This is a genomic window from Clostridium sardiniense, assembly GCF_016907995.1.
Classification (GTDB): domain Bacteria; phylum Bacillota; class Clostridia; order Clostridiales; family Clostridiaceae; genus Clostridium; species Clostridium sardiniense.
Window position 1 is genome coordinate 16,540 of sequence record NZ_JAFBDA010000031.1, and the last position, 21,858, is coordinate 38,397.

Here is a 21,858-nt window from a genome sequence, read left to right on the forward strand (position 1 = left end):
ATATGTAATATAATACCATATAATATCGAGAAATGACTGAATTTTATTTGGGGAAAAAGAAGGAAGAAAATGGTAAGTGGCGAAATTTAATATATAAACAAAAATCATTGGAAATTTATAAGGGATGGGTAGTGTCAGTATGAATAATGAAATACTAAAAATTGATATTAAGGATATAATACCTAATACATATCAACCAAGAAAATATTTTAATGACGATGCTTTAATGGAATTATCTCAATCTATAAAGACTCACGGTATAATTCAACCTATAACTGTTAGAAAAAGAGGGGATTTCTATGAGTTAGTAGCTGGAGAAAGAAGATGGAGAGCAGCACAACTTGCTGAGCTTACACAAGTTCCATGCAATTTAATAGATATAACGGATATAGAATCAGCTGAGATTGCATTATTAGAGAATTTACAAAGAGAAGATTTAAATTTTATAGAAGAGGCGGAGGCATACTATAATTTAATTCATGATCATAGATTCACTCAGGAACAATTAGCAAAACGTATGGGAAAGAAGCAATCAACTATAGCAAATAAACTTAGAATATTAAAGCTTAGTGATAAGGTCAGAGAAATATGCGTTGCTAATAATTTAACAGAGAGACATGCAAGAGCATTATTATCGCTTCAAGATGAAAAATTACAGTTAAGTATAATAAAGAAGGTCATTAAAGATAGTTTAAATGTAAGACAAACAGAAGAGTTGATAAATAAAGAATTATTAAAAATTGCAGGAAAAGAGATGAATGGAAAATCAAAGAAGAAAATAACAACAGTGTTTCCAGCAAAGCTTTATGTAAACACTATAAAGCAAGTTTTTGATAAGTTTAATATACCTGCAAAATATGATATGTCAGATCATGAAGAATATATACAAATTACAGTAAACATTCCTAAAAAGAAAAAATAAACTTTAACCTAAACCACTAAAAAGAGATATTTTTAGTGGTTTTTTTATGCAGTTTTTGTTGAAAAAAAGCGACTGGGATTTATTAATAAATAAAAGCTGAAAAAACTATTAAGAATGTATTGTTTTGTCAGTTTTAGCTTTAATTATTATATAAAAAAATATATAATATAGTATGAGAGAGAGGGGGTGCGAAGCTCTATAAATACTTAGGGCTAGATATGAAAATAATTTGTATATTTAATCAAAAAGGCGGGGTTGGAAAGACAACCACAAACATTAATTTAGCTTCTTATCTTGCAATGGCAGGCTATAAGGTGCTAACAATAGACATTGATCCTCAAGGTAATACTACAAGTGGATTAGGTTTAGATAAGAGAAGTTTAGAATTTTCAATGTATGATGTTATAACATCGAATGTAAGTTTAAAAGAGGTTATTATACATAGCGATCTTATTTCAAATCTATATATAGCACCATCAACAATGGAATTAGCCGGAGCTGAGGTTGAAGTTATAACAAAAGAAAATAGAGAAAGAATACTATTAGACAAAATAAATGAAGTAAAAGATGAGTTTGACTTCATTTTTATAGATTGCCCACCATCATTAGGTGTTTTAACTATAAATGCATTAACTACTTGTGATTCTGTATTAATACCTATACAATGTGAGTTTTATGCATTAGAAGGAGTTGGACAGCTAATGAATACTATTAAGCTTGTAAAGAAATCATTAAACCCTAAAATCAAAATAGAGGGTGTAATTATGACAATGTATGATTACAGAACAAACCTTAGTAATGAAGTATTTAATGAAGTAAAGAAGTACTTTAAAGATAGTGTCTATGAGAATACAATTCCTAGAAATATTAGGTTAGCAGAGTCTCCAAGTTTTGGACTACCTATAATGCTTTATGATGAAAAATGTAAAGGGGCAGATGCTTACTCAAGATTAGCAAAGGAATTTTTAAAAAGACAAGAGGTAGTAAAGGGTGAGAGTAAATGAGTAAAAAGTTTGGATTAGGAAAAGGATTGGGTGCTTTAATTCCAGATGATATTCAAGATGAGGTTAAAACAGATATAAAAGATAAGGCTTCATCAAGTACATTAATTCCTTTAAATGAAATAATAAATAACTCAGATCAACCAAGAAAGTTCTTTGATAGTGATAATATAGCTGAGCTTGCAGAATCTATAAAAAATCATGGAATTATACAACCACTTATATTAAAGAAACATCAAAAAAAATATATTATAATAGCAGGGGAAAGAAGATGGAGAGCAGCTAAAATGTTGAGTCTTAAAGAAGTACCAGCTATTGTCATGGATTTAAGTGATAAAGAGGTATTAGAAATTTCATTAATTGAAAATATACAAAGACAAGATTTAAATCCAATTGAAGAAGCCTTAGCATATAGAAAGCTAATAGATGAATTCAATTTGACTCAGCAAGAATTAAGTCAAAGGATAGGAAAATCTAGAGTTGCTATTACTAATACTATGAGACTTATTAATTTAGATGAAAGAGTACAGCAGTACCTAATAGAAAGTGTAATTTCAGAAGGACATGGAAGAGCCTTATTAGCTGTTGAGGATAAAGATTTACAGTATAAGCTAGCTCAGAAAATTATAGATGAAAAACTTTCAGTAAGAGAGTTAGAAAAATTAATAAAGTCTGTATTTAAAGAAAAAGAAGAAAAAAAGGAAGAAGTTAAATTTAATCCTTATGTTAAAGATGTTGAGAATAAACTTCAAGATTATTTTGGAACAAAGGTAAATATAAACTCAAAGAATAAAAAGGGAAAAATAGAAATCGAATACTATTCAGATGATGATTTAAATAGAATTTTAGAACTAATGAATATTTAATGTTTCACGTGAAACATGTTTCACGTGAAACATTCTTAAGAAAAGGAAGGACGGAAAAACTGTGGAAAATTTAATATCAAATTTATCAAATTATTTACCTTATATATTAATAGGAATGGGTGTAGTAATTTTATTACTTTTAATTTTACTTATTATCTTATGGAAGTCAGTGAATAGATTAGAAAATAAGTATAGAAAAATGATGAGAGGTACTAGCAATAAAAATTTAGAAGAAGTAATTGTTAGTAAGCTAAATGATGTTGAAGAAGCTGAAAATGCTGCAAGAGAAGCTGCTAAGCTATGCGAAAATTTAAAAGTTGAAATTAGAGGATGTGTCCAAAAGGTTGGAATAATGAGATATAAGGCTTTCGAAGATGTTGGAAGTGATTTAAGTTTTTCAATAGCAATGCTTGATGGACACAATGATGGAATAGTATTAACAGGATTATATGGAAGACATGATAGCACAACTTATGCTAAACCAGTTGATAAAGGTATATCAAGATATGAATTATCAGAAGAAGAAGCTCATGTTTTAAAAGAAGCAATGAATAGTAAGTAAAAAAATCTCTTCTTCTCGCTAACGCGAGAAGAAGAGATTTTTTAGTTAAAATACTATATTAATAGTTAGTCAAAGATTCAACTAAATCATCTTTACTCATAAGTTTATCTATTGAATATGAAATACCCTTAGCTATAAATTCTGCTAGTGTAACTACAGTATATAATCTAGTATTTTGTAAAACCATAAATTCAAAATTTCCTGAGACATTTACAACACCAGTCACACTTAAATCTCCTACAGGGGGCAAATCCTTATTAAGAGCTAACCCTGGGAAAAGAGGTTTATTTTCTATAAATACTCTTCCTACATTTTGAAAAGAGCCTAATGAAGCATCAATAGCAACTATATATGGATCATTAAAAGACTCATAAATTTTTTTTAATACTTCATCAAGATTTTGAGAATGAACAGGATAATATAAAGATCCATATACATATATATTTTTATTTTTAAATTCCTTTATATTATGGCCTACTAATGGTCCTAGTGAATCTCCAGTTGAACGATCAGATCCTATACATAAAAATATTATAGTTCTATTATCATCAAGTATTGGTTTTAAATTATCATAAAGATGCTCTCCAACTTCATTAAATGAATCATTATCTATACCATCAATTGAAAAAATTTTATTCATAAAAACACCTCCCTATATAGAAATTATTTCCATAAAGGGAGGTGTTTATTCAAACTTACTATAAATCTTTGCTAGCTTTTTTTAATATTGATAATACATAGTCTATATCATTTTCAGTATTGAAGTATGAGATGCTAAGTCTAACAGTTCCACTTGGAAATGTACCTATAGACTTATGGCACATTGGTGCACAGTGTAATCCTGAACGATTACTAATCCCATATGTCTCAAGATAGAATGATAATTCTGAAGTATCTACTCCTTTTAAATTAAATGATAAAGACGTGGTAGATTTAGAGCCTGTAGTATCTCCATAAACTTCAAACCTATCAATATCTAATATTCCATTAAGCAATTTCTTATAAAGTATAGAATTTTTTTCTTTTATATTATCAATACCTATTTTACTTATAAAATCTATAGCGTTTGATAAGCCAACTATACCGGGTATATTTAAGGTTCCACACTCGAATTTATCAGGCATAAATGTGGGTTGATGTATTTCATGAGAAAGGCTTCCTGTACCACCTTCTATAATTGTAGTACAAACCTTATTTAAATCATCGTCTATTATAAATCCACCAATACCTTGAGGTCCAAGTAAACTCTTATGTCCTGTAAATGCTAATGCACTTGCATTTATCTCTTTAAAATCAATAGGTACTGCGCCAGCAGACTGGGCTGTATCAATAATGAAAAAGATCTCATGCTCTTTACATATATTACCTATTTCTTTTATGGGTTGTATAGTACCTATTACATTTGATGCATGGGTTACTACGACTAGTTTAGTATTTCCTTTTATAAGTTTTTCTATATCATGAGGATCTATAAACCCTTTAGAATCTGATTTTACAAAATCGACTTCTACATTTAAATTTTCTTTACATGATATTATTGGCCTTATAACTGAGTTATGTTCAATTGAAGAGGTTATAACATGATCCCCTTCTTTTAAAGTACCTTTTATAAGTATATTTAATGAAGAAGTAATATTATTTGTAAAAATAACATTTTCTATTTTGTCATAATTAAAAAAGTTTGCAATTCTCTCACGAGCAAGAAAAATCTCTCTATTACTTTCTAAAGCATTTGAGTGATTTGATCTATTAGCGTTACCGCCTATATTTACTAAATAGTTATAAATTGAATCAGCAACAACCTTAGGTTTTGGAAAAGTTGTGCTTGCATTATCTAAATATACTTTCATATTCGACATCCTTTAACAAATTAATACATATACTCCATAAGCCATGAAGCATACGCCTATTACATATAATACATAAGTCAAAAGCATAGAAGCAGTCTTATCAATATCTTTTTTCAATAGTTTTAGCCCTTTTGATGCTAAGATATTTAGTATTGTAAACCAAGTAAGACTTCCAATTAACATGAATAAAAATGACGTGTAAAAGAATAGTCTACCATCTGATCTCCAAATACTAGCTACTGTACCACTAAAAGCTAGCCAAAATGAGAATGTAACTGGATTAATAAATGTTATTATAAAGCCAGAAATGAATTCTCCAAGTTTCGGGTTATTTAGTATCTTTGATGAACCAGTACTATTTTTAGAATGCTTAGCAAATAAAAATAATACTATACCTGATACAATCCAAAAAACTCCTTTGTAAGTTTTATTATCTTCTAAAATGTTAAAAAGGCCTAAGTTAATTATTATTAAGTAAGTATAATCGGCAAAAACTGCACCGAGAGATACTTTAAATCCATGCCAAAATCCTTTACTTACTGAACGATTTATAGACTCTAATCCAGCAGGGCCAAGGGGAATAGATGCACAAAGTCCTGTAAAAAAGCCTATAAATCCTGCTCTCATAATATGAATCATAATGTTCTCCTTTAAAAATATAAATACATATTATCTAATTATAAATCAAATATAGATACAATTCATTAAATTTACATAAAAAGACTATTATATTTCTTTATAAAATTTATAAAATATATATAATATAAACTATGAAAGATATTTTATAGAAAGGGAGATAAGAATGAAATATTACATAATAGTATTTAAAAATACCCATGACGCAATGACTGGAGAAAAGATTCTAAAAGAGAAAGAATATACATTTAGGATAATGCCAACTCCTACATCAATAACTCAAAGCTGTGGTATTTGTATAAGAATTGAAGATGAAGAGGAAATGAATAGAATAAAAGAAGAGAAATTTGAATATAAAAATATGTATTGCAAAGAAGGTTCAGAGTATAGAGAGATACAATAATTAAAAAGGGGGAAGATAAATGGGTTATTTTCTAATTAATGCATCAAGTACTAATAAAGATATTGTATTTGGATCTATTAAGATACCAGGAGATATAATAGATGTATTAATAAAAAAATGCATCACAGTAGTTATTGTTATCTTTTTAATGTTTATATCTATTAAAATAGGAAATATATTAATAAGTAAGTTTGTTAAAAGGCAGATTGAAAATCCAAACTCAAGGTTAACTATGAGCCCTCAGAAGGCTAAGACTATAGGTGCAGTAATGCACAGTATACTTAAGTATTCAGTTTATTTTATAGGAATAGCTATAATACTATCTGATTTATTTAAAGGTATATCATTGACATTTGCAAGTATTGGAGGATTTGCGGTAGGTTTTGGAGCACAGAGTTTAGTACAAGATCTTATAAATGGATTTTTTATATTATTTGAAGATCAATATGGAGTTGGTGATTATGTAACTATTGGTACGTTTGAAGGAATAATAGATAGCATAGGAATAAGAACTACAATACTTAAGGATTTCAATGGAGATTTACATCTTATACCAAATGGTACTATAAAGGCAGTTACTAATCATTCTAGAAATAATATGAGGTTTATTGTTGATGTATCTATCGCCTACGAAGAAGATATAGATCATGCCATAGATATAATAGATAAAACATGTAAGGAATTCCAAGGAGAACATAAGGAAGATGTTCCGCAACCAATAGATATATGGGGGGTTACTAACTTAGGCGCTTCTGGAGTAAATATAAGAATAGTTGGATTTAGTATACCTATGAAGCAATGGTCTATGGAAAGAAATCTTAGAAAAGCTATAAAGGAAGCATTAGATAAAGAAGGAATAGAAATTCCTTATAATAAAACTCAAATAATAATGAAAGAAGCATAGTGAAGGGAGATATAAAATTGGTAGAGAATTTTGGTTTAGGTGATATAGTTGAAATGAAAAAACAACATCCCTGTGGTGAGAAAAATTTTGAAGTTACAAGAATTGGTGCTGATGTAAAGATAAAATGTGTCGGATGTGGAAGAATTATCATGATACCGAGAAGTAAATTTCAAAAAGGTGCAAAAAAAATAGTTCAAAAAGCAGAAAGTTAACAAAAATCCTTGAAAAAGTAAATTTTTAATGTTAAAATTATAAATTGTAATCCCTGCTGTGCAAAGCACAGCCGTTTAGTCCGAGGGGAGGAGGTGAAAATGATGAGAAAGTACGAAACTATATTCATACAACACCCATCACTTGACGAAGAGGCTGTTAAAGCTAATATCGAAAAGTTCAAAGGTGTAATAGAAAATGGTGGAGGAACTGTAGATAACGTTGATGTTTGGGGTAAGAGAAAGCTTGCTTACGAAATCTCAAAAGTTAACGAAGGATACTATACATTAGTAGACTTTACAGCTAACCCAGAATTACCAAGAGAATTAGAAAGAATATTCAGAATCACTGACGGTGTTATGAGACACATCGTAGTAAGAAAAGAAGCGTAAGAGAGGTGATATTGTAATGAACAAAGTTATACTTTTAGGTAGACTTACAAAAGATCCTGAATTAAGATTTGCTGCAGGAAGCGGAAATGCTGTTACAAGATTTTCAATTGCTGTTACAAGACAATTCAAGAGAGATGAAGCTGACTTTATCAATTGCGTAGCCTTTGGAAAAACAGCTGAAACAATAGCACAATATCTTACAAAAGGTGGCCAAATTGCAATTACTGGTAACATTAGAACTGGTAGTTATGATGCACAAGACGGTTCAAAAAGATACACTACTGATGTAGTTGTTGAAAGCTTTGAATTTGTTGGTGGCGGAAAAGGCGGCAACAATACTGGATCATTTAATAATGATTTCGGTGGCAATAATTCTGATTATTCAAAACCATCAAATGATTCATTTGGCGGTTTTGACGATGATATGACTCCAGTTGATGACGGAGACATGCCATTTTAAATTTTCAAGGTAAGGAGGAAAAATCATGAGAGAAAACAACAACAGAAGATCTGGCGGAAGAATGAGAAGATCTAAGAGAAAAGTTTGTGCTTTTTGTGTTGAAAAAGCTGAATCAATAGACTACAAAGACGTGTCTAAGATCAGAAAATATGTTACTGAAAGAGGAAAGATACTTCCAAGAAGAATTTCAGGAACATGTGCTAAGCATCAAAGACAAGTAACTGAGTCAATTAAGAGAGCTAGAAATGTAGCTTTATTACCATTCACAACTGAATAGTAATAAATTAAAGAGAGTAAAATAGAATTAAATTTCTATTTTACTCTCTTATTTTTTTGGGAAAAACTTTCATTTTCTTGCATTAGTAATAGAAAAAAACTAAAATATACATACAAGGGTATTTAAGAGGTGAGGTTTATGAAAAAGAATGATTTAAATATTATGGGTAACGTAAAGATTATTGAAAATTTAAAAGCTCAACTACTTAGAGTAATAGGTGATTTTTATACATTATTGACAAGAGGTAGTAATGTTGCAGAAGAAGCTATAGTTGAATGTATATCTGGGGCAATAATTATTTTATATGTATTGGGGGAAAAACTTGGTTATTCAGCGTCTAAAATTGATGATGAAATGAAAAATAAGCTTGATATTGGTATAAGAGCTGAAGATGAAGTTGAAAAAGAAGGAAAGAGTTTAAGTAAGCTTAAGGAGTATATTTCAAAGAGAAGAGACTAATAATTAAATAGGAGGCGTTTTATGAATGTAAAGTCGTTAATTATAAAACTCATAAAACCAGTTGGATTAATTTTAGCTTCTTTAATATTCTTTTTATTAGGTTATAACCAGATAGCGTTATTAATTGCAATAATATATTTTATAGATAATTTCTATCAATTAAATAATTATTGGAAAAAGGAAGAAAATATAAATCAGTTTACGAAAGATATAAATAAAGCAATAGAGGATAATGTAGCTAGCACATTGCTACCTATAGCACTTATAAGCGAAACTGGAATTATAAAATGGCATAATAATATTTTCAATGAATTAGAACCTAAAAAGAATTTTATTGGAGAAAGTATACTTAGTATTGCAAGAGATCTTAATCTAGATAAAGTAATAAAAGCGGATAAAGATTTACATCAAAGATTAAAGTTAAATGGAAGACTTTATGATGTTTATAGTACTAAAATACTTAGAAGAGATGAGCAATTATTTTTATTATACTTTAATGATATAAGTGAGTTTATAGGATTAGATACAACAAAAGAAAGTATAATGCTTATAGAGGTTGATAACTTTAATGAAGCTTTAGATGCAACTGATGAATCTAATAAACCTTTAGTAATTGCAGAAATAGATAGAGAGATAAATTCATATGCATATGGGTTAGAGGCAATGATAAAAAAATACCAACCGAATATGTATGTTGTATCTGTACAAGATAAATACATAGATGAAGAAATAAATAATAATTTCAAAATCTTAGATAGAATATCTAAAATAAATAAAGGGAATAAGTTAGAGATAACCCTCAGCATAGGTGTTGGAAGAGGTGGAATTTCACCACTTGAAAATTATAATTATGCTACAGTTGGTAAAGAACTTGCTCTAGGAAGAGGTGGAGATCAAGTTGTTGTAAAAAGTAGCGATGGAGTTAAGATATTTGGTGGAAATAGTAAAGAAATAGAGAAAAGAACTAGAGTTAGAGCTAGAGTTGTATCTCACGCTTTAAAAGAACTTATATATGAAAGCAATAAAGTATTCATAATGGGTCATAAAAATCCAGATATGGACTGCTTTGGGGCAGCTGTTGGACTTTCAAGTACAATAAAACAGCTTGGCAAATCATGTAGCATAATTCTAGATAAAGATATTGGAGCTATAGAATATTACCTAAGAGAATTGAAAAGTGATTCAAAATATGCTAATCTATTTGAAACATCAGAAGAAGCCATGAAGGAGATAGATGATGAGTCATTATTAATAATTGTAGATGTACACAACAAGAATTATGTTAATAATTTAAAGCTTGTTGAAAAAACAAAAAGAAAGGTCATAATAGATCATCACAGAAGAAGTGCTGATATAATAGAAGACACTTTGCTTAATTATATAGAAGTTTACGCATCATCTACTTGCGAGATGATAACAGAAGTAATCCAATACATGAATGAAAAGCCACATATTACAAAGCTTGAAGCTGAAGGGCTACTTGCTGGTATTTATATGGATACTAAAGGTTTTTCATTTAAAACAGGTGTAAGAACCTTTGATGCTGCATCATTTTTAAAGAACACAGGTGCAGAAACTACAGAAGTTAAAAAGATGTTTACTGATAACTTAACAGATTTTATACAAATTGCTGATATAATAAAATCAGCAAAGATTCATGATAAAATTGCAATTGCTATATGTCCGCCTAATGTTACGGATACTGTTATAATTGCAAAATCAGCTGATGAATTGTTAAATATATCAGGTATTTTAGCGAGCTTTGTTCTGGCAAACATCAACGGTGACACTTATATAAGTGCTAGATCAATTGGAGAGATTAATGTCCAAATTGTACTAGAAGCTTTAGGTGGTGGTGGCCATATGAATATGGCAGGAGCTAAGGTATCAAATAAATCAATAGATGAAGTCTTGATAGATTTAAAAGATGTAATGAAAAAATACTTAAGGGTGGGTGAATAAAATGAAAGTAATTTTATTAAAAGACGATAAGAAACTAGGAAAAAAAGGTGATGTTATCAATGCATCAGATGGATATGCAAGAAATTTCTTGTTCCCAAAGAACATAGCTAAGGAAGCTACAGAAAGCAATTTACACATTTTAAATAACCAAAAAGAAAATGAAAGAAAGCAAAAGCTTGCAGAACTTGAGGCAGCTCAAAAGTTAGCAGCTGATTTAAAGGGAAAAGAAATAAAAATTGAAGGTAAAGCTGGAGATAATGGAAAGTTATTTGGAGCTATTACTAGCAAAGAAGTTGCAAAGAAAATAAAAGAATTATATAAGATAGATATTGATAAGAAGAAGATAGTTATGGACACAATAAAAGTAGCTGGAGGATATGAAATAGAAGTTAAATTATATCCTGAAGTATCAACAAAGATGAAAGTTATAATTGTTCCACAAGCTTAAGGAGGAATAGTATTGAAATTACGTGAGGAAATTGGTTTCCTGCAGGATGTAATTAAAGGAGATTTACCTCAAGAATCTCAAATAAATGTTCTATTTGACATATTAAAGAATGTATTAGATGAAGGGGCTATAAGAGCTAGAACTATAAGATTTAAATTAAAAAATCATGTAAGTTCAACAAAACTTACTGAAAGAGCATATGCATTAAATATGATAGCTTCAGATGGAGCAGGAATAGAAGTTGTTCCACCAGAAGATAAAATTGATGAAGTTCTTGAAGATACTGTAGTTTGGATTTCAGAAGAAATAGCTAAGAAGTATGTACAAAACCAAATAGAGTCAAAAGTAGAAAAGGCAATAATGGAAAAGCAAGAAAAATACATCGATGAGATGAGATTATCCATTATGAAGAAAGAAAAAGGCAGCGAAAACCAAAAAACAAAGAAAAAATATGAGGAACTTAAAGAATTAGATTCAAGAGTAACTAGTAAGAATATAATGAGTTTTTTAAGACCTGAGACTTTAGATGAAATAGTAGGTCAAGAAAGAGCTATAAAATCATTAATATCAAAGTTATCATCTCCATATCCTCAACATATAATCCTTTATGGACCTCCAGGGGTTGGTAAAACTACTGCAGCTAGAATTGCATTAAATGCAGCTAAAGAATTAAACTTTACTCCATTTGATGATAAATCAAAGTTTGTTGAAGTAGATGGTACAACTTTAAGATGGGATCCAAGAGAGATTACAAATCCTTTATTAGGATCAGTCCATGACCCTATATATCAAGGTAGTAAGAGAGATTTAGCGGATATAGGTGTACCAGAACCAAAGCCAGGATTAGTTACTGAGGCTCATGGTGGAGTATTATTTATAGATGAAATAGGAGAACTTGATAATATACTTCAAAATAAGTTACTTAAGGTATTAGAAGATAAGAGAGTTGAATTCTCATCATCATATTACGATCCAGATGATGATAAGACTCCAAAGTATATAAAGTATTTATTTGATAATGGAGCTCCAGCAGATTTTGTTTTAATTGGAGCAACAACAAGAGATCCAGGAGAAATTAATCCTGCACTTAGATCAAGATGTACTGAAGTTTATTTCGAGCCGTTATCTGTTAAAGATATTGAAGATATAGTAAAAAATGCTGCAAGAAAGCTTGGAGTTTCACTTGAAAAAGATGTTCCAGAGTATATAAGCAGATTTACTATAGAAGGAAGAAAAGCTGTAAATATACTTACAGATGCATATGGTTATGCTTTATACAAGAGAAAAGCTATACCAAAAAAACTTAAGATAACATTAAAGGATGTTGAAGAGGTAATTTCTATAGGAAGATATACTCCTTTTGAAAGAGTTAATGATAATTCAAATTATGAAATAGGTCATATACATGGCTTAGGAGTAAGTGGATTTATTGGATCAACAATAGAAATTGAAGCTGCTGTTTTCCCTGCAAAGAAAAAAGGTGCAGGGGCAGTTAGGTTTAATGAAACAGCTGGAAGTATGGCAAAGGATTCAGTCTATAATGCAGCATCTGTAATAAGAAAAATCACAGATAAAGATATAAAAGATTATGATATACATGTAAATGTTATTGGTGGCGGAAAGATAGATGGACCATCTGCAGGAGCTGCTATAACAGTATGTATAATAAGTGCATTATTAGAAAAACCTTTAAGACAAGATGTTGCTATTACCGGGGAAATATCTTTAAGAGGAACAGTTAAGCCTGTTGGTGGAATATTTGAAAAGATCTATGGTGCAAGAAGAAAAGGAATTAAACTTGCTATTGTACCAGAAGATAACAAAAACGAAGTGCCACAAGGATTAACAGATATAGAGGTTAAACCAGTTAGCACAATTGAAGAAGTTATAAATTTAGTTTTCTAAATTAGTAAAGTAAAGAAGATGTTTAACATCTTCTTTGTTTTTTTAGAAATAATAACTTGTTTTTTTAATGATAATAATTTGATATAATATGAGAAGATAATGTTTGGAAGGAGGTACACGAATGGAAACAACCGTTAATAGAACGCTACCACAGAGTATAGAAGCAGAACAGTCAGTAATAGGATCTATGATTATAGATAGAAGTGCAATAGCTCAAGCGGCAGAAGGATTGGACGAAGAGGATTTTTATAGAGATAGTCATAAGGTATTATTTAAAAGCATTATTGATATGTTTAAAAGAGATATGGCAGTTGACTTAGTTACTGTATTAGAACATTTAAAAGCTACTGATACTCTTGAAAGAGCTGGTGGTGTTACATATGTAACAGAAATAACATCCTCTGTACCAACAACAGCGAACCTCGCATCATATATACAGATAGTTCAGGAAAAATCAACTCTTAGAAAGCTTATAAAGGCCTCTACTTCAATTATTGAAGAAAGTTATAATAAGCAAGGTGAAGTTGAAAATGTACTAGATGCAGCTGAGAAGAGAATATTTGATATAGCAGAAAAAAGAACTACAAGTGATTTTGAGCCATTAAATCAAGTGCTTGAAAGAGGATTTATTGAAATAGAAAGACTATTCAATAACAAGGGTGAAATAACAGGCGTAGGATCAGGCTTTATGGACTTAGATGCGAAAACATCAGGTTTCCAAAAGGGTGATATGGTACTAATTGCAGCAAGACCATCTATGGGTAAAACAACATTCGCATTAAATATTGCAGAACATGTTGCCCTTAGAGAAGGTAAAAGCGTAGTAGTATTTTCACTGGAAATGTCAAAGGAGCAATTAGCATATAAGCTATTATGTTCAGAAGCGAATGTTGATATGTTAAAGCTTAGAACAGGTGCGTTAGATGATAAAGACTGGGAAAACATCGCAAGGGCAACAGGGCCTTTATCTAAAGCTAGAATATATATAGATGACACTGCAGGGGTTTCCGTAATGGAGATGAGATCTAAATGCAGAAGACTTAAAATGGAGTATGGTATAGATTTAATACTAATTGACTACCTTCAACTTATGTCAGGGTCATCGTCAGAGAGTAGACAACAAGAAGTATCAGAGATATCAAGATCTATAAAAGCATTAGCTAAGGAAATGGAATGCCCAGTAATAGCTTTATCACAGTTATCACGTGCACCTGAGCAAAGAGCTGACCATAGACCAATGCTTTCTGACCTTAGAGAATCAGGATCAATTGAGCAGGATGCCGACCTTGTTATGTTCTTATATAGAGATGAGTACTATAACAAGGAAACAGAAGAAAAGAATGTCGGTGAATGTATTATAGCTAAGCAAAGAAACGGTCCAGTTGGAACTGTTAAGCTTGCATGGCTTGGTCAATTCAGTAAATTTGGTAATCTCGATTCAATACATCAAGAATAATATTATAAAGTAAATTTTAGAAACTCGCCGAAATAAGATGGTGAGTTTCTTTGTATAATTAATAAGTTTATAAAGGTTAATATAAGGAGGTCTTTAAATGAGTAAAAAGATAGGTTTTATAGGATGCGGAAATATGGGAAGCGCTATGCTTGGAGGATTAATCAATAAGGGTTTTTCAAATAAAGAAGATATTATAATTTCAACTAGAAGTGAAAAGTCTAAAGAAAGATTAGAAAGCAAATATGGGGTATTAGGAGTATTAAGCAATATAGATGTTGTAAAAGATTCTGATGTTTTAATAATAGCTGTTAAGCCATATATGTATAAAGATGTTCTAGAAGAGGTAAAAGAAGCATTAAGAAAAGATCAAATCATAATAAGTATCGCAGCTGGAATAGATTTATGTGATTTACATGAAATGATTGGAGAAGACTTTAAAATAGTTAAGACAATGCCAAATACCCCAGCTTTAGTAGGGGAGGGAATGTCTGCTATATGTCCAAATAAGAATGTTAATAAAGATGAATTAAACTATGTATGTAGTATGTTTGAGGCATTTGGAAGTTATGAGATACTAGACGAGAAAGACTTCCATGCATTTATAGCTTTATGTGGATCATCACCAGCTTATGTATTTATGTTTATAGAAGCTATGGCAGATGGAGCTGTTAAACTTGGAATACCAAGAAATAAAGCATATAAGATGGCAGCACAAAGTGTACTTGGATCTGCTAAGATGGTATTAGAAACAGAGGAACATCCAGGGGTGTTAAAAGATATGGTATGTTCACCAGGTGGTACAACTATAGAGGCTGTATGTGAGCTTGAAGATAAGGGGTTTAGAAACGCAATAATTAAATCTATGGATAAGTGCGCAGAAAAATCAAAAAGCATGTAATTTAATATAAAAATTTTTTTATATTAATGTTGACAAATAAATTATTATTATATATACTAAAGGTAGTGATAATCAATATCAATTAGGAAATGCGTAAGATAGTTGAATTGGTTACCAAACTGGACACACACACATAAAAAAACACACACAAACATTAACTAAAAACTCCTCTTAATTATTAAAAATTAAGGAAAAAAAGCCTTAGAGGCCACAGCTCTAAGGCTTTTTTTTTACCATTTCAAAAGTTATATTAAAATATTATACGAATTATTTATTAATTTTATACAAAAACATTCGATAATATGTTGATTAATATCTTCCAGTTTGTTACTATAATTAATGGAGATTATAAAAATCCAAATAAATTTATATTATTTCATGTTATTTTAAAAATTAATGTAAATAATAAAATTGTATAAATAACTCCATAAATTTAAGAGAAAATTAGATTAATAATCTAAAGGAGGCAAACAATATGTCAGCATTTATAGTAATAGGAGCTCAATGGGGAGACGAAGGAAAAGGAAAGATGACAGACTATCTTGCAGAAGAGGCAGATGTTGTTGTTAGATTCCAAGGAGGAAACAATGCAGGTCACACTGTAGTAGTTGGAGATAAAGAATATAAGCTTCACTTAATACCTTCAGGAATACTATATGATGATAAGACAAATGTTATTGGAAACGGAGTAGTTGTGGATCCAAAAGCATTATTTGACGAAATAGAATATTTAGAAGGTGTTGGAGTTAAAGTAACACCAGAAAAGTTAATAATAAGTGATAGAGCACAATTAATAATGCCATACCATAAGGTATTAGATAAATTAAAAGAAAAAGCAAGAGGAAAAAATGATATCGGAACAACAGGAAAAGGTATCGGACCTTGCTATACAGATAAATATGAAAGATGTGGTATAAGAGTTTGTGATCTTATGCACGAAGATGTATTTACAGAAAAATTAAGAGAAAATGTAGAAGCAAAGAATGCATATATAACAAAAGTTTTAGATGGAGAAGCACTAAGCTTTGATGAAATACTTAAAGAATACCTTGAATTTGCAAAGAAGTTAAGACCATTTGTTAAAGATACTTCAGTAAAAGTTTATGATGCTATAAAAGCAGATAAAAATGTATTATTTGAAGGTGCGCAAGGAATGCTTCTTGATATAGACTATGGTACATATCCATATGTAACATCATCTAATACAACTGCAGGTGGAGTGACAGCAGGTACTGGAATAGGACCAAGAATGATTACTAATGCTGTAGGTATTGCTAAAGCTTATACTACAAGAGTAGGTAAAGGACCATTCCCAACAGAGTTAAATGACGAAACTGGTGATTGGATTAGAGAAAAGGGACATGAATATGGTGTTACAACTGGTAGATCAAGAAGATGTGGATGGCTTGATTTAGTAATACTTAAGACAACTGTAAGAGTAAGTGGATTATCATCACTTGCAGTTACAAAAATAGATACTTTAGCAGGTCTTGATAAGATTAAAGTATGTGTTGGTTATAAGTTCAACGGAGAAGTTATAGATTACTTCCCAGCAAGCTTAGAAGATCTTGCTATGTGTGAACCTGTATATGAAGAATTTGATGGATGGGATGAAAGCGTAGCAGATGCTAGAAGTTATGAAGAACTTCCTGAAAATGCGAAGAAATACATTGAAAGAATAGAAGAATTTACAGATACAAGAGTATCAATAGTTTCAGTTGGTCCAAAGAGAGATCAAACTATGAGAGTTAAAGAAATTTAATTCCGACTAGTTGACTTGACTTTAATAATTGTATAAAATATAATCTTTTTATAGATGATAATTATGTAGATAAAATTATTAAAGAGGTGAAGTAAATGGTAACTAAAGATATGACAATCGGACAAATAATTCATGAAGATCCAACAAGAGCAGAAATATTAATGGCTTTTGGAATGGGCTGTGTTGGATGTCCATCAGCTCAAGCAGAAACTTTAGAAGAAGCAGCAGCAGTTCATGGATTAAATTTAGAGGCTTTAGTAGCAGCTCTAAACAATAAAAATGAAATTTAATAGAACATAAGTATTTAGGCAGATGATTAAGAAATTAATCTATCTGCCTTTTTTATATTTATTTAGTAACATTAATTAAACTATGTATAGTTTTAAGAATAATCATTGATGTACGAGAATATATTCATAGTACAAATTTAATTAATGTGAGGAAAATAATATGTTATATAAGGAATATAGAAGTAAAAAGAAATGTATAAATAGTGATTCTTTAAATGAGTGTAGAAAAAACAAAAGAATAAGTAATTATATAGATTTAAGAAAAAATGATTTTAAATTTATAGATAATATGAGTTTGCTTCAAACAGTTTTACTTGGAATAATAGCATTAGGAATTTTAATATCAGCAAATTCAATAGTTGCTATCCATGGAAACTTCTATGGAAATGAGGTCGAAGCTATTATGTGGTCAATAATATTTGAATCACTATCATTAGCTATTGTATCAACATTTATATTTATATTTATAGAAGATGATGCAAGAAGCCATTGTGGGTACTTAGGCTGCATTAGGATAGCTATAGTGGTATCTTTAATAAGAGGCATGTTTGAGCTTGTAGGAAGTGGAATAATAGATTCTGTGCCTAGTATAAGTAAGGTTGTATTTATATTAGCAATATTGGTATTTCAAGTTGTGACATATTATATATTTAAAAATAAAAATATCTTATATAGTAAAAAAGCCATACTATTAATATTACTACTAACTTTATTCATATGATTAATATTTTGTAAAAATTGGTCTAGCCATATGGCAAGAGGATAGTAAATTTATATAAATTAAGATAGGATTATATTATAGTAAATTTTGAGGTGAGCAAATGATTAAGGATTATACAAAACAGTATGAAGTAATGTATAGAGATGTAAATTACAAATTAAAGTGTAAGTTATCAACAATAGTTGATCTTTTCTGTGACGTTGGAAATCTTCATGCAGAAGCAGTAGGAGATACTATAGAGTTTCAATTATCTCATGGATGTGCATGGGTATTTTATAAGTATGATATAAAAATTCATAGATATCCAAAATATAGAGACAAGATTTATGTTACTACAATGCCAGTAGGATTTAAAAAGTTTTATGCATTTAGGAAATATCTAATAAAGAGTGAAGATGGAGAGTTACTTGCTGAAGCTACTGCATTATTTTTCTTCATAAACATACAGAAAAGAAGACCAGCAAGAATACTTAAAGAGCAATATGAAATCTATGGTGAAGAGGGAGATATGGAAGTAGCTATAGATATGGAAAAAATAGAAAAGATGGAGAGAGAAGATCATTATAAGGAGTTCCAAATAAGATATAGTGATATAGACTCTAACACGCATGTAAATAATGTTAAGTATATTGAATGGGCCATAGAATCTGTACCTATAGAAGTTATTAAAGGTTATGAAATAAGTAGAATAAAAATAGTATTTGAGAGAGAGACTACTTATGGAAATAGAATTCATGTATCAGCAGAAGTTAGAGAAGAAGAGAATGGACTAGTTACATTACATAGAATTACAAACCTAGAAGGTGATGAGCTAACATTATTAGAAGCTCACTGGAGAAAGGTAGAAAATAATTAAAATTTTAAAAAATCGGCTACCACTTTAGTGGTAGCCGATTTATTTTTAATCCAAAAACTATTATTTATTTTTTGCTATTGAATTTGCTACAAAGTATGCAGAGCTCCAAGCCCATTGAAGATTAAATCCTCCACAGTCACCATCAACATCTAAAATTTCACCAGCAAAATAAAGTCCCTTAACTATTTTAGACTCAAGGGTATTCATATCTACTTCTTTGGTATTAACCCCACCAACAGTAACTTGAGCATTTTGGAATTCTTTAGTACCAATACATTTAAATTTCCAATCCTTAAGTCTATTTATAAGCTCATTTTGATATTGCCAATCCAAATCATAACAAGGAACATGAATATTATCAATTCCTATATCTTTAAGAAGAATAGGAACCAGCTTCTTATTAAGAACTCCAATTAATGAATTTGAAATACTTCTATGTGAAAACATTGATAGATGGCCATAAATAAAGTTACTAACATCTTCTAAAGATTTGTTTTCCATCATATCAATTTTTATCCACACATCATCATGGTTATTTAGACATCTAGAAGCTGTGGATGAAAGTTGAAGAATTGGAGGACCTGATATTCCGTAATCTGTGAATAAAATTTCCCCACTATCTTCTCTAATAATTTTATTATTAGAAATAAGAGATACTTTTCCATCAAACTTAATTCCAGATAAGCCTTTAAGCTTTGGATAATCAAGCTTAAGCTGAACTATTCCAGGCATTAATTTAGTTATTGAATGACCTAGATTTTCTGCAAGTTTATGGCCAGATCCATCTGATCCAGTTTTAACTGCTGATTTTCCTCCACAGCAAAGTAAAAGTTTTTCACAACTAAACTCTTTAAACTCATCATTACTTGTGGATAATTTGAATTTATTTTTCTTGTGGATAGTTTTTACTTTGCAATCTGTGTATAAAGGGATATTTCTATCCTCTATAGCAAATCTAAAAATATCCACAACTGATGAAGCTTGGAGTGACTGTGGATAAAGTTTATTATTTTCAAGTTCCACTATAGGTAATCCTATAGATAAAAAGAAATTTCTTGTATCTTCTATTGAAAAACTATTTAATGCATTTATAAAAAAATCTTTATTTGAACTATGATAATTTTTAAAAGGATAAGATATAGAACAATTTGAAATATTACATCGACCATTACCGGTAGTGAGAATTTTCTTACCAACTCTATCTGTTCCTTCTACTATAGCAACATCTAATCCAAGATCTTTAGCTAAAATTGCTGCCATAAGTCCTGAAGCACCGCCGCCAACTATTATTAAATCATGATATATCATATTTAAAATTTTCTCCTTAATATATATTTTAAATAGATTCTACCACAGTAATAATTTTCGTTAAAGGAAGGAATATTAAATATTGAGGTGGACAAAATGAGAGTTATTATAAAAAATAAAGAATTAGAAGATTATAATAAAGAATTTAAAGTAAGAAGAATTAATTATGATAAAGTTTTGGTTATATATCCAAACGTTGAGAACCTAAAAGAATTTTATAATATAGATGTAGAAATAATTCCAGAAAACAATTTAGATAAGTTCTTAATGCAAAATAAGGAGTTATTAAAAATAAAGCTTAAGAGAGGAATATCAGTATTTTTATATAAAGCACTTTTAGAGGAGATAAGGATTAATTGCAATGAAGAAATAGAAGATATAAATTTATTAATAGATAATTATTCTGTAAATAAGAATAATATTTGGGAAAAAAATCTTTTATTAGTAGTAAACAAAACATATCCATTAAAAATATTAGCCTCAGGAAGAAAATTTAATAGGAAAAATTATAATTTAGAGACAGAAGTATTATATAGAGAAGAATTCATTAATATATGTACTAAGGAAATTTATAAAATAAAAAAAGATATTGAAAAAAAAGAAAAGCTTTTATCAAAATATGATGAAGCTATTAAGAACCTTGATAAATCAAAGGATAAAGGACGTTTTATTACAGAATAAAATCAAGAAAATTAATATATTAGGAATAAAAAATAAAAAAAATAAAAAATTATTTTAAAAAAGTGTTGACACTTAAATTGATTTTATGTAATATAGTCTATGTGATTAGCGCCAATAAACGAAAGCGCGAGGCATAGATAAGTTTCTTAACATGGCTCCTTGGTCAAGCGGTTAAGACACCACCCTTTCACGGTGGTAACAGGGGTTCGATTCCCCTAGGAGTCACCATTTTTAATATTTTTTATGTGGGCGCATAGCTCAGCTGGGAGAGCACCTGCCTTACAAGCAGGGGGTCACAGGTTCGAACCCTGTTGTGCCCACCACATAAATTTTAATACGGCTCAGTAGCTCAGTTGGTTAGAGTGCCAGCCTGTCACGCTGGAAGTCGAGGGTTCGAGCCCCTTCTGAGTCGCCATTTAAATTTTAAAAAGCTGAATAAGCTGGCGTGGCTCAATTGGCAGAGCAGCTGACTTGTAATCAGCAGGTTATCGGTTCAAGTCCGATCGCTAGCTCCAATAAATTTTTTAACTTAATATGGCTCCTTGGTCAAGCGGTTAAGACACCACCCTTTCACGGTGGTAACAGGGGTTCGATTCCCCTAGGAGTCACCATTTTTAATATTTTTTATG

At 30.0% G+C, this 21,858-nt stretch carries 25 protein-coding genes and 5 tRNA genes; 26 read left to right on the plus strand and 4 right to left on the minus strand.

Going from position 1 to position 21,858, the window contains the following annotated elements; all coding sequences use genetic code 11:
• Positions 1-139 precede the first annotated feature (139 nt).
• From noc to JOC62_RS17075, 4 genes are all read left to right on the plus strand, one after another.
• Positions 140-922 carry a nucleoid occlusion protein gene (gene noc / locus JOC62_RS17060; RefSeq protein WP_204596484.1) on the plus strand — a complete coding sequence of 261 codons (783 nt, stop codon included), beginning with the start codon at positions 140-142 and terminating at the stop codon, positions 920-922.
• Positions 923-1,140: 218 nt separating this feature from the next.
• Complete coding sequence (locus tag JOC62_RS17065) at positions 1,141-1,926, plus strand: ParA family protein (protein ID WP_204596485.1); 786 nt, start codon at positions 1,141-1,143, stop codon at positions 1,924-1,926.
• On the plus strand, positions 1,923-2,789 hold the full coding sequence (locus tag JOC62_RS17070) for a ParB/RepB/Spo0J family partition protein (protein WP_204596486.1): 867 nt from the start codon (positions 1,923-1,925) through the stop codon (positions 2,787-2,789). The genes JOC62_RS17065 and JOC62_RS17070 overlap by 4 nt, the downstream gene beginning before the upstream one ends.
• Before the next feature lie 61 nt (positions 2,790-2,850).
• The gene (locus JOC62_RS17075) at positions 2,851-3,351 is read left to right on the plus strand and encodes a DUF4446 family protein (protein WP_204596487.1); all 501 of its coding nucleotides are present in this window, start codon (positions 2,851-2,853) and stop codon (positions 3,349-3,351) included.
• A 58-nt stretch (positions 3,352-3,409) separates the two neighbouring features.
• Here the strand turns inward: JOC62_RS17075 and yyaC are convergent, their stop codons facing one another.
• The 3 genes from yyaC to JOC62_RS17090 are packed head-to-tail and all read right to left on the minus strand — an operon-like array spanning position 3,410 to position 5,840.
• Positions 3,410-3,991, minus strand: a complete 582-nt coding sequence (gene yyaC, locus JOC62_RS17080; RefSeq protein ID WP_204596488.1) for a spore protease YyaC — start codon at positions 3,989-3,991, stop codon at positions 3,410-3,412.
• 58 nt (positions 3,992-4,049) lie between these two features.
• On the minus strand, positions 4,050-5,201 hold the full coding sequence (locus JOC62_RS17085; RefSeq protein WP_204596489.1) for an aminotransferase class V-fold PLP-dependent enzyme: 1,152 nt from the start codon (positions 5,199-5,201) through the stop codon (positions 4,050-4,052).
• Between the two features lie 12 nt (positions 5,202-5,213).
• Entirely contained in the window at positions 5,214-5,840 is a 627-nt protein-coding gene (locus tag JOC62_RS17090; RefSeq protein ID WP_204596490.1) for a LysE family translocator, read from the minus strand.
• 163 nt (positions 5,841-6,003) lie between these two features.
• On the opposite strand from JOC62_RS17090, the gene JOC62_RS17095 reads away from it, so the two are divergent.
• The 16 genes from JOC62_RS17095 to JOC62_RS17170 all read left to right on the plus strand — a co-directional run bounded on the left by JOC62_RS17095 (position 6,004) and on the right by JOC62_RS17170 (position 19,240).
• A complete protein-coding gene (locus JOC62_RS17095; protein ID WP_204596491.1) occupies positions 6,004-6,240 on the plus strand; it encodes a putative Se/S carrier protein in 237 nt (78 codons plus the stop codon).
• A gap of 19 nt (positions 6,241-6,259) precedes the next feature.
• Positions 6,260-7,144 carry a mechanosensitive ion channel family protein gene (locus tag JOC62_RS17100; RefSeq protein WP_204596492.1) on the plus strand — a complete coding sequence of 295 codons (885 nt, stop codon included), beginning with the start codon at positions 6,260-6,262 and terminating at the stop codon, positions 7,142-7,144.
• Positions 7,145-7,161: 17 nt separating this feature from the next.
• A complete protein-coding gene (locus tag JOC62_RS17105) occupies positions 7,162-7,356 on the plus strand; it encodes a DUF951 domain-containing protein (protein WP_204596493.1) in 195 nt (64 codons plus the stop codon).
• A gap of 102 nt (positions 7,357-7,458) precedes the next feature.
• Positions 7,459-7,746, plus strand: coding sequence for a 30S ribosomal protein S6 (rpsF, locus tag JOC62_RS17110; protein WP_204596510.1), 288 nt, complete (start codon positions 7,459-7,461; stop codon positions 7,744-7,746).
• A gap of 16 nt (positions 7,747-7,762) precedes the next feature.
• Positions 7,763-8,206, plus strand: coding sequence for a single-stranded DNA-binding protein (locus tag JOC62_RS17115; RefSeq protein ID WP_204596494.1), 444 nt, complete (start codon positions 7,763-7,765; stop codon positions 8,204-8,206).
• A 25-nt stretch (positions 8,207-8,231) separates the two neighbouring features.
• Positions 8,232-8,483 (plus strand): 30S ribosomal protein S18, encoded by a 252-nt coding sequence (gene rpsR / locus JOC62_RS17120; RefSeq protein ID WP_204596495.1) that lies wholly within the window; start codon positions 8,232-8,234, stop codon positions 8,481-8,483.
• A gap of 138 nt (positions 8,484-8,621) precedes the next feature.
• Positions 8,622-8,942: a MazG-like family protein gene (locus tag JOC62_RS17125; protein WP_204596496.1), complete on the plus strand. Its 321-nt coding sequence runs from the start codon at positions 8,622-8,624 to the stop codon at positions 8,940-8,942.
• A gap of 21 nt (positions 8,943-8,963) precedes the next feature.
• Positions 8,964-10,904: a DHH family phosphoesterase gene (locus tag JOC62_RS17130; protein ID WP_204596497.1), complete on the plus strand. Its 1,941-nt coding sequence runs from the start codon at positions 8,964-8,966 to the stop codon at positions 10,902-10,904.
• A 1-nt stretch (position 10,905) separates the two neighbouring features.
• Entirely contained in the window at positions 10,906-11,352 is a 447-nt protein-coding gene (rplI, locus tag JOC62_RS17135) for a 50S ribosomal protein L9 (RefSeq protein WP_204596498.1), read from the plus strand.
• Positions 11,353-11,364: 12 nt separating this feature from the next.
• Positions 11,365-13,257 (plus strand): Lon family ATP-dependent protease, encoded by a 1,893-nt coding sequence (gene lonC / locus JOC62_RS17140; RefSeq protein ID WP_204596499.1) that lies wholly within the window; start codon positions 11,365-11,367, stop codon positions 13,255-13,257.
• Between the two features lie 121 nt (positions 13,258-13,378).
• Positions 13,379-14,713, plus strand: a complete 1,335-nt coding sequence (locus tag JOC62_RS17145) for a replicative DNA helicase (protein ID WP_204596500.1) — start codon at positions 13,379-13,381, stop codon at positions 14,711-14,713.
• A 97-nt stretch (positions 14,714-14,810) separates the two neighbouring features.
• Positions 14,811-15,611: a pyrroline-5-carboxylate reductase gene (proC, locus tag JOC62_RS17150; RefSeq protein ID WP_204596501.1), complete on the plus strand. Its 801-nt coding sequence runs from the start codon at positions 14,811-14,813 to the stop codon at positions 15,609-15,611.
• Positions 15,612-16,086: 475 nt separating this feature from the next.
• Entirely contained in the window at positions 16,087-17,373 is a 1,287-nt protein-coding gene (locus tag JOC62_RS17155; protein ID WP_204596502.1) for an adenylosuccinate synthase, read from the plus strand.
• 95 nt (positions 17,374-17,468) lie between these two features.
• Positions 17,469-17,663 carry a DUF1858 domain-containing protein gene (locus tag JOC62_RS17160; RefSeq protein WP_204596503.1) on the plus strand — a complete coding sequence of 65 codons (195 nt, stop codon included), beginning with the start codon at positions 17,469-17,471 and terminating at the stop codon, positions 17,661-17,663.
• A gap of 160 nt (positions 17,664-17,823) precedes the next feature.
• Complete coding sequence (locus tag JOC62_RS17165; RefSeq protein ID WP_204596504.1) at positions 17,824-18,384, plus strand: hypothetical protein; 561 nt, start codon at positions 17,824-17,826, stop codon at positions 18,382-18,384.
• Positions 18,385-18,484: 100 nt separating this feature from the next.
• A complete protein-coding gene (locus tag JOC62_RS17170) occupies positions 18,485-19,240 on the plus strand; it encodes an acyl-[acyl-carrier-protein] thioesterase (protein WP_204596505.1) in 756 nt (251 codons plus the stop codon).
• A gap of 60 nt (positions 19,241-19,300) precedes the next feature.
• Here the strand turns inward: JOC62_RS17170 and JOC62_RS17175 are convergent, their stop codons facing one another.
• The gene (locus tag JOC62_RS17175; RefSeq protein ID WP_204596506.1) at positions 19,301-20,548 is read right to left on the minus strand and encodes a BaiN/RdsA family NAD(P)/FAD-dependent oxidoreductase; all 1,248 of its coding nucleotides are present in this window, start codon (positions 20,546-20,548) and stop codon (positions 19,301-19,303) included.
• Positions 20,549-20,644: 96 nt separating this feature from the next.
• On the opposite strand from JOC62_RS17175, the gene JOC62_RS17180 reads away from it, so the two are divergent.
• The 6 genes from JOC62_RS17180 (at position 20,645) to JOC62_RS17205 (ending at position 21,840) form a co-directional block, all read left to right on the plus strand.
• Positions 20,645-21,229, plus strand: a complete 585-nt coding sequence (locus JOC62_RS17180; protein ID WP_204596507.1) for a hypothetical protein — start codon at positions 20,645-20,647, stop codon at positions 21,227-21,229.
• Positions 21,230-21,382: 153 nt separating this feature from the next.
• Positions 21,383-21,457 (plus strand) — tRNA-Glu (locus JOC62_RS17185).
• Between the two features lie 19 nt (positions 21,458-21,476).
• Positions 21,477-21,552 (plus strand) — tRNA-Val (locus tag JOC62_RS17190).
• Positions 21,553-21,567: 15 nt separating this feature from the next.
• Positions 21,568-21,644: transfer RNA gene (locus JOC62_RS17195), tRNA-Asp, on the plus strand.
• Between the two features lie 24 nt (positions 21,645-21,668).
• A tRNA-Thr gene (locus JOC62_RS17200) sits at positions 21,669-21,744 on the plus strand.
• Between the two features lie 21 nt (positions 21,745-21,765).
• A tRNA-Glu gene (locus tag JOC62_RS17205) sits at positions 21,766-21,840 on the plus strand.
• Positions 21,841-21,858 lie beyond the last annotated feature (18 nt).

Excerpts from the sequence above, each read along its gene's own strand:
- noc (WP_204596484.1), top strand. The coding sequence starts at position 140 with ATGAATAATGAAATACTAAAAATTGATATTAAGGATATAATACCTAAT.
- JOC62_RS17065 (WP_204596485.1), top strand. The coding sequence starts at position 1,141 with ATGAAAATAATTTGTATATTTAATCAAAAAGGCGGGGTTGGAAAGACA.
- JOC62_RS17070 (WP_204596486.1), top strand. The coding sequence starts at position 1,923 with ATGAGTAAAAAGTTTGGATTAGGAAAAGGATTGGGTGCTTTAATTCCA.
- yyaC (WP_204596488.1), bottom strand. The coding sequence starts at position 3,991 with ATGAATAAAATTTTTTCAATTGATGGTATAGATAATGATTCATTTAAT.
- JOC62_RS17085 (WP_204596489.1), bottom strand. The coding sequence starts at position 5,201 with ATGAAAGTATATTTAGATAATGCAAGCACAACTTTTCCAAAACCTAAG.
- JOC62_RS17090 (WP_204596490.1), bottom strand. The coding sequence starts at position 5,840 with ATGATTCATATTATGAGAGCAGGATTTATAGGCTTTTTTACAGGACTT.
- JOC62_RS17095 (WP_204596491.1), top strand. The coding sequence starts at position 6,004 with ATGAAATATTACATAATAGTATTTAAAAATACCCATGACGCAATGACT.
- JOC62_RS17100 (WP_204596492.1), top strand. The coding sequence starts at position 6,260 with ATGGGTTATTTTCTAATTAATGCATCAAGTACTAATAAAGATATTGTA.
- rpsF (WP_204596510.1), top strand. The coding sequence starts at position 7,459 with ATGAGAAAGTACGAAACTATATTCATACAACACCCATCACTTGACGAA.
- JOC62_RS17115 (WP_204596494.1), top strand. The coding sequence starts at position 7,763 with ATGAACAAAGTTATACTTTTAGGTAGACTTACAAAAGATCCTGAATTA.
- rpsR (WP_204596495.1), top strand. The coding sequence starts at position 8,232 with ATGAGAGAAAACAACAACAGAAGATCTGGCGGAAGAATGAGAAGATCT.
- JOC62_RS17125 (WP_204596496.1), top strand. The coding sequence starts at position 8,622 with ATGAAAAAGAATGATTTAAATATTATGGGTAACGTAAAGATTATTGAA.
- JOC62_RS17130 (WP_204596497.1), top strand. The coding sequence starts at position 8,964 with ATGAATGTAAAGTCGTTAATTATAAAACTCATAAAACCAGTTGGATTA.
- rplI (WP_204596498.1), top strand. The coding sequence starts at position 10,906 with ATGAAAGTAATTTTATTAAAAGACGATAAGAAACTAGGAAAAAAAGGT.
- JOC62_RS17145 (WP_204596500.1), top strand. The coding sequence starts at position 13,379 with ATGGAAACAACCGTTAATAGAACGCTACCACAGAGTATAGAAGCAGAA.
- proC (WP_204596501.1), top strand. The coding sequence starts at position 14,811 with ATGAGTAAAAAGATAGGTTTTATAGGATGCGGAAATATGGGAAGCGCT.
- JOC62_RS17155 (WP_204596502.1), top strand. The coding sequence starts at position 16,087 with ATGTCAGCATTTATAGTAATAGGAGCTCAATGGGGAGACGAAGGAAAA.
- JOC62_RS17160 (WP_204596503.1), top strand. The coding sequence starts at position 17,469 with ATGGTAACTAAAGATATGACAATCGGACAAATAATTCATGAAGATCCA.
- JOC62_RS17165 (WP_204596504.1), top strand. The coding sequence starts at position 17,824 with ATGTTATATAAGGAATATAGAAGTAAAAAGAAATGTATAAATAGTGAT.
- JOC62_RS17170 (WP_204596505.1), top strand. The coding sequence starts at position 18,485 with ATGATTAAGGATTATACAAAACAGTATGAAGTAATGTATAGAGATGTA.
- JOC62_RS17175 (WP_204596506.1), bottom strand. The coding sequence starts at position 20,548 with ATGATATATCATGATTTAATAATAGTTGGCGGCGGTGCTTCAGGACTT.
- JOC62_RS17180 (WP_204596507.1), top strand. The coding sequence starts at position 20,645 with ATGAGAGTTATTATAAAAAATAAAGAATTAGAAGATTATAATAAAGAA.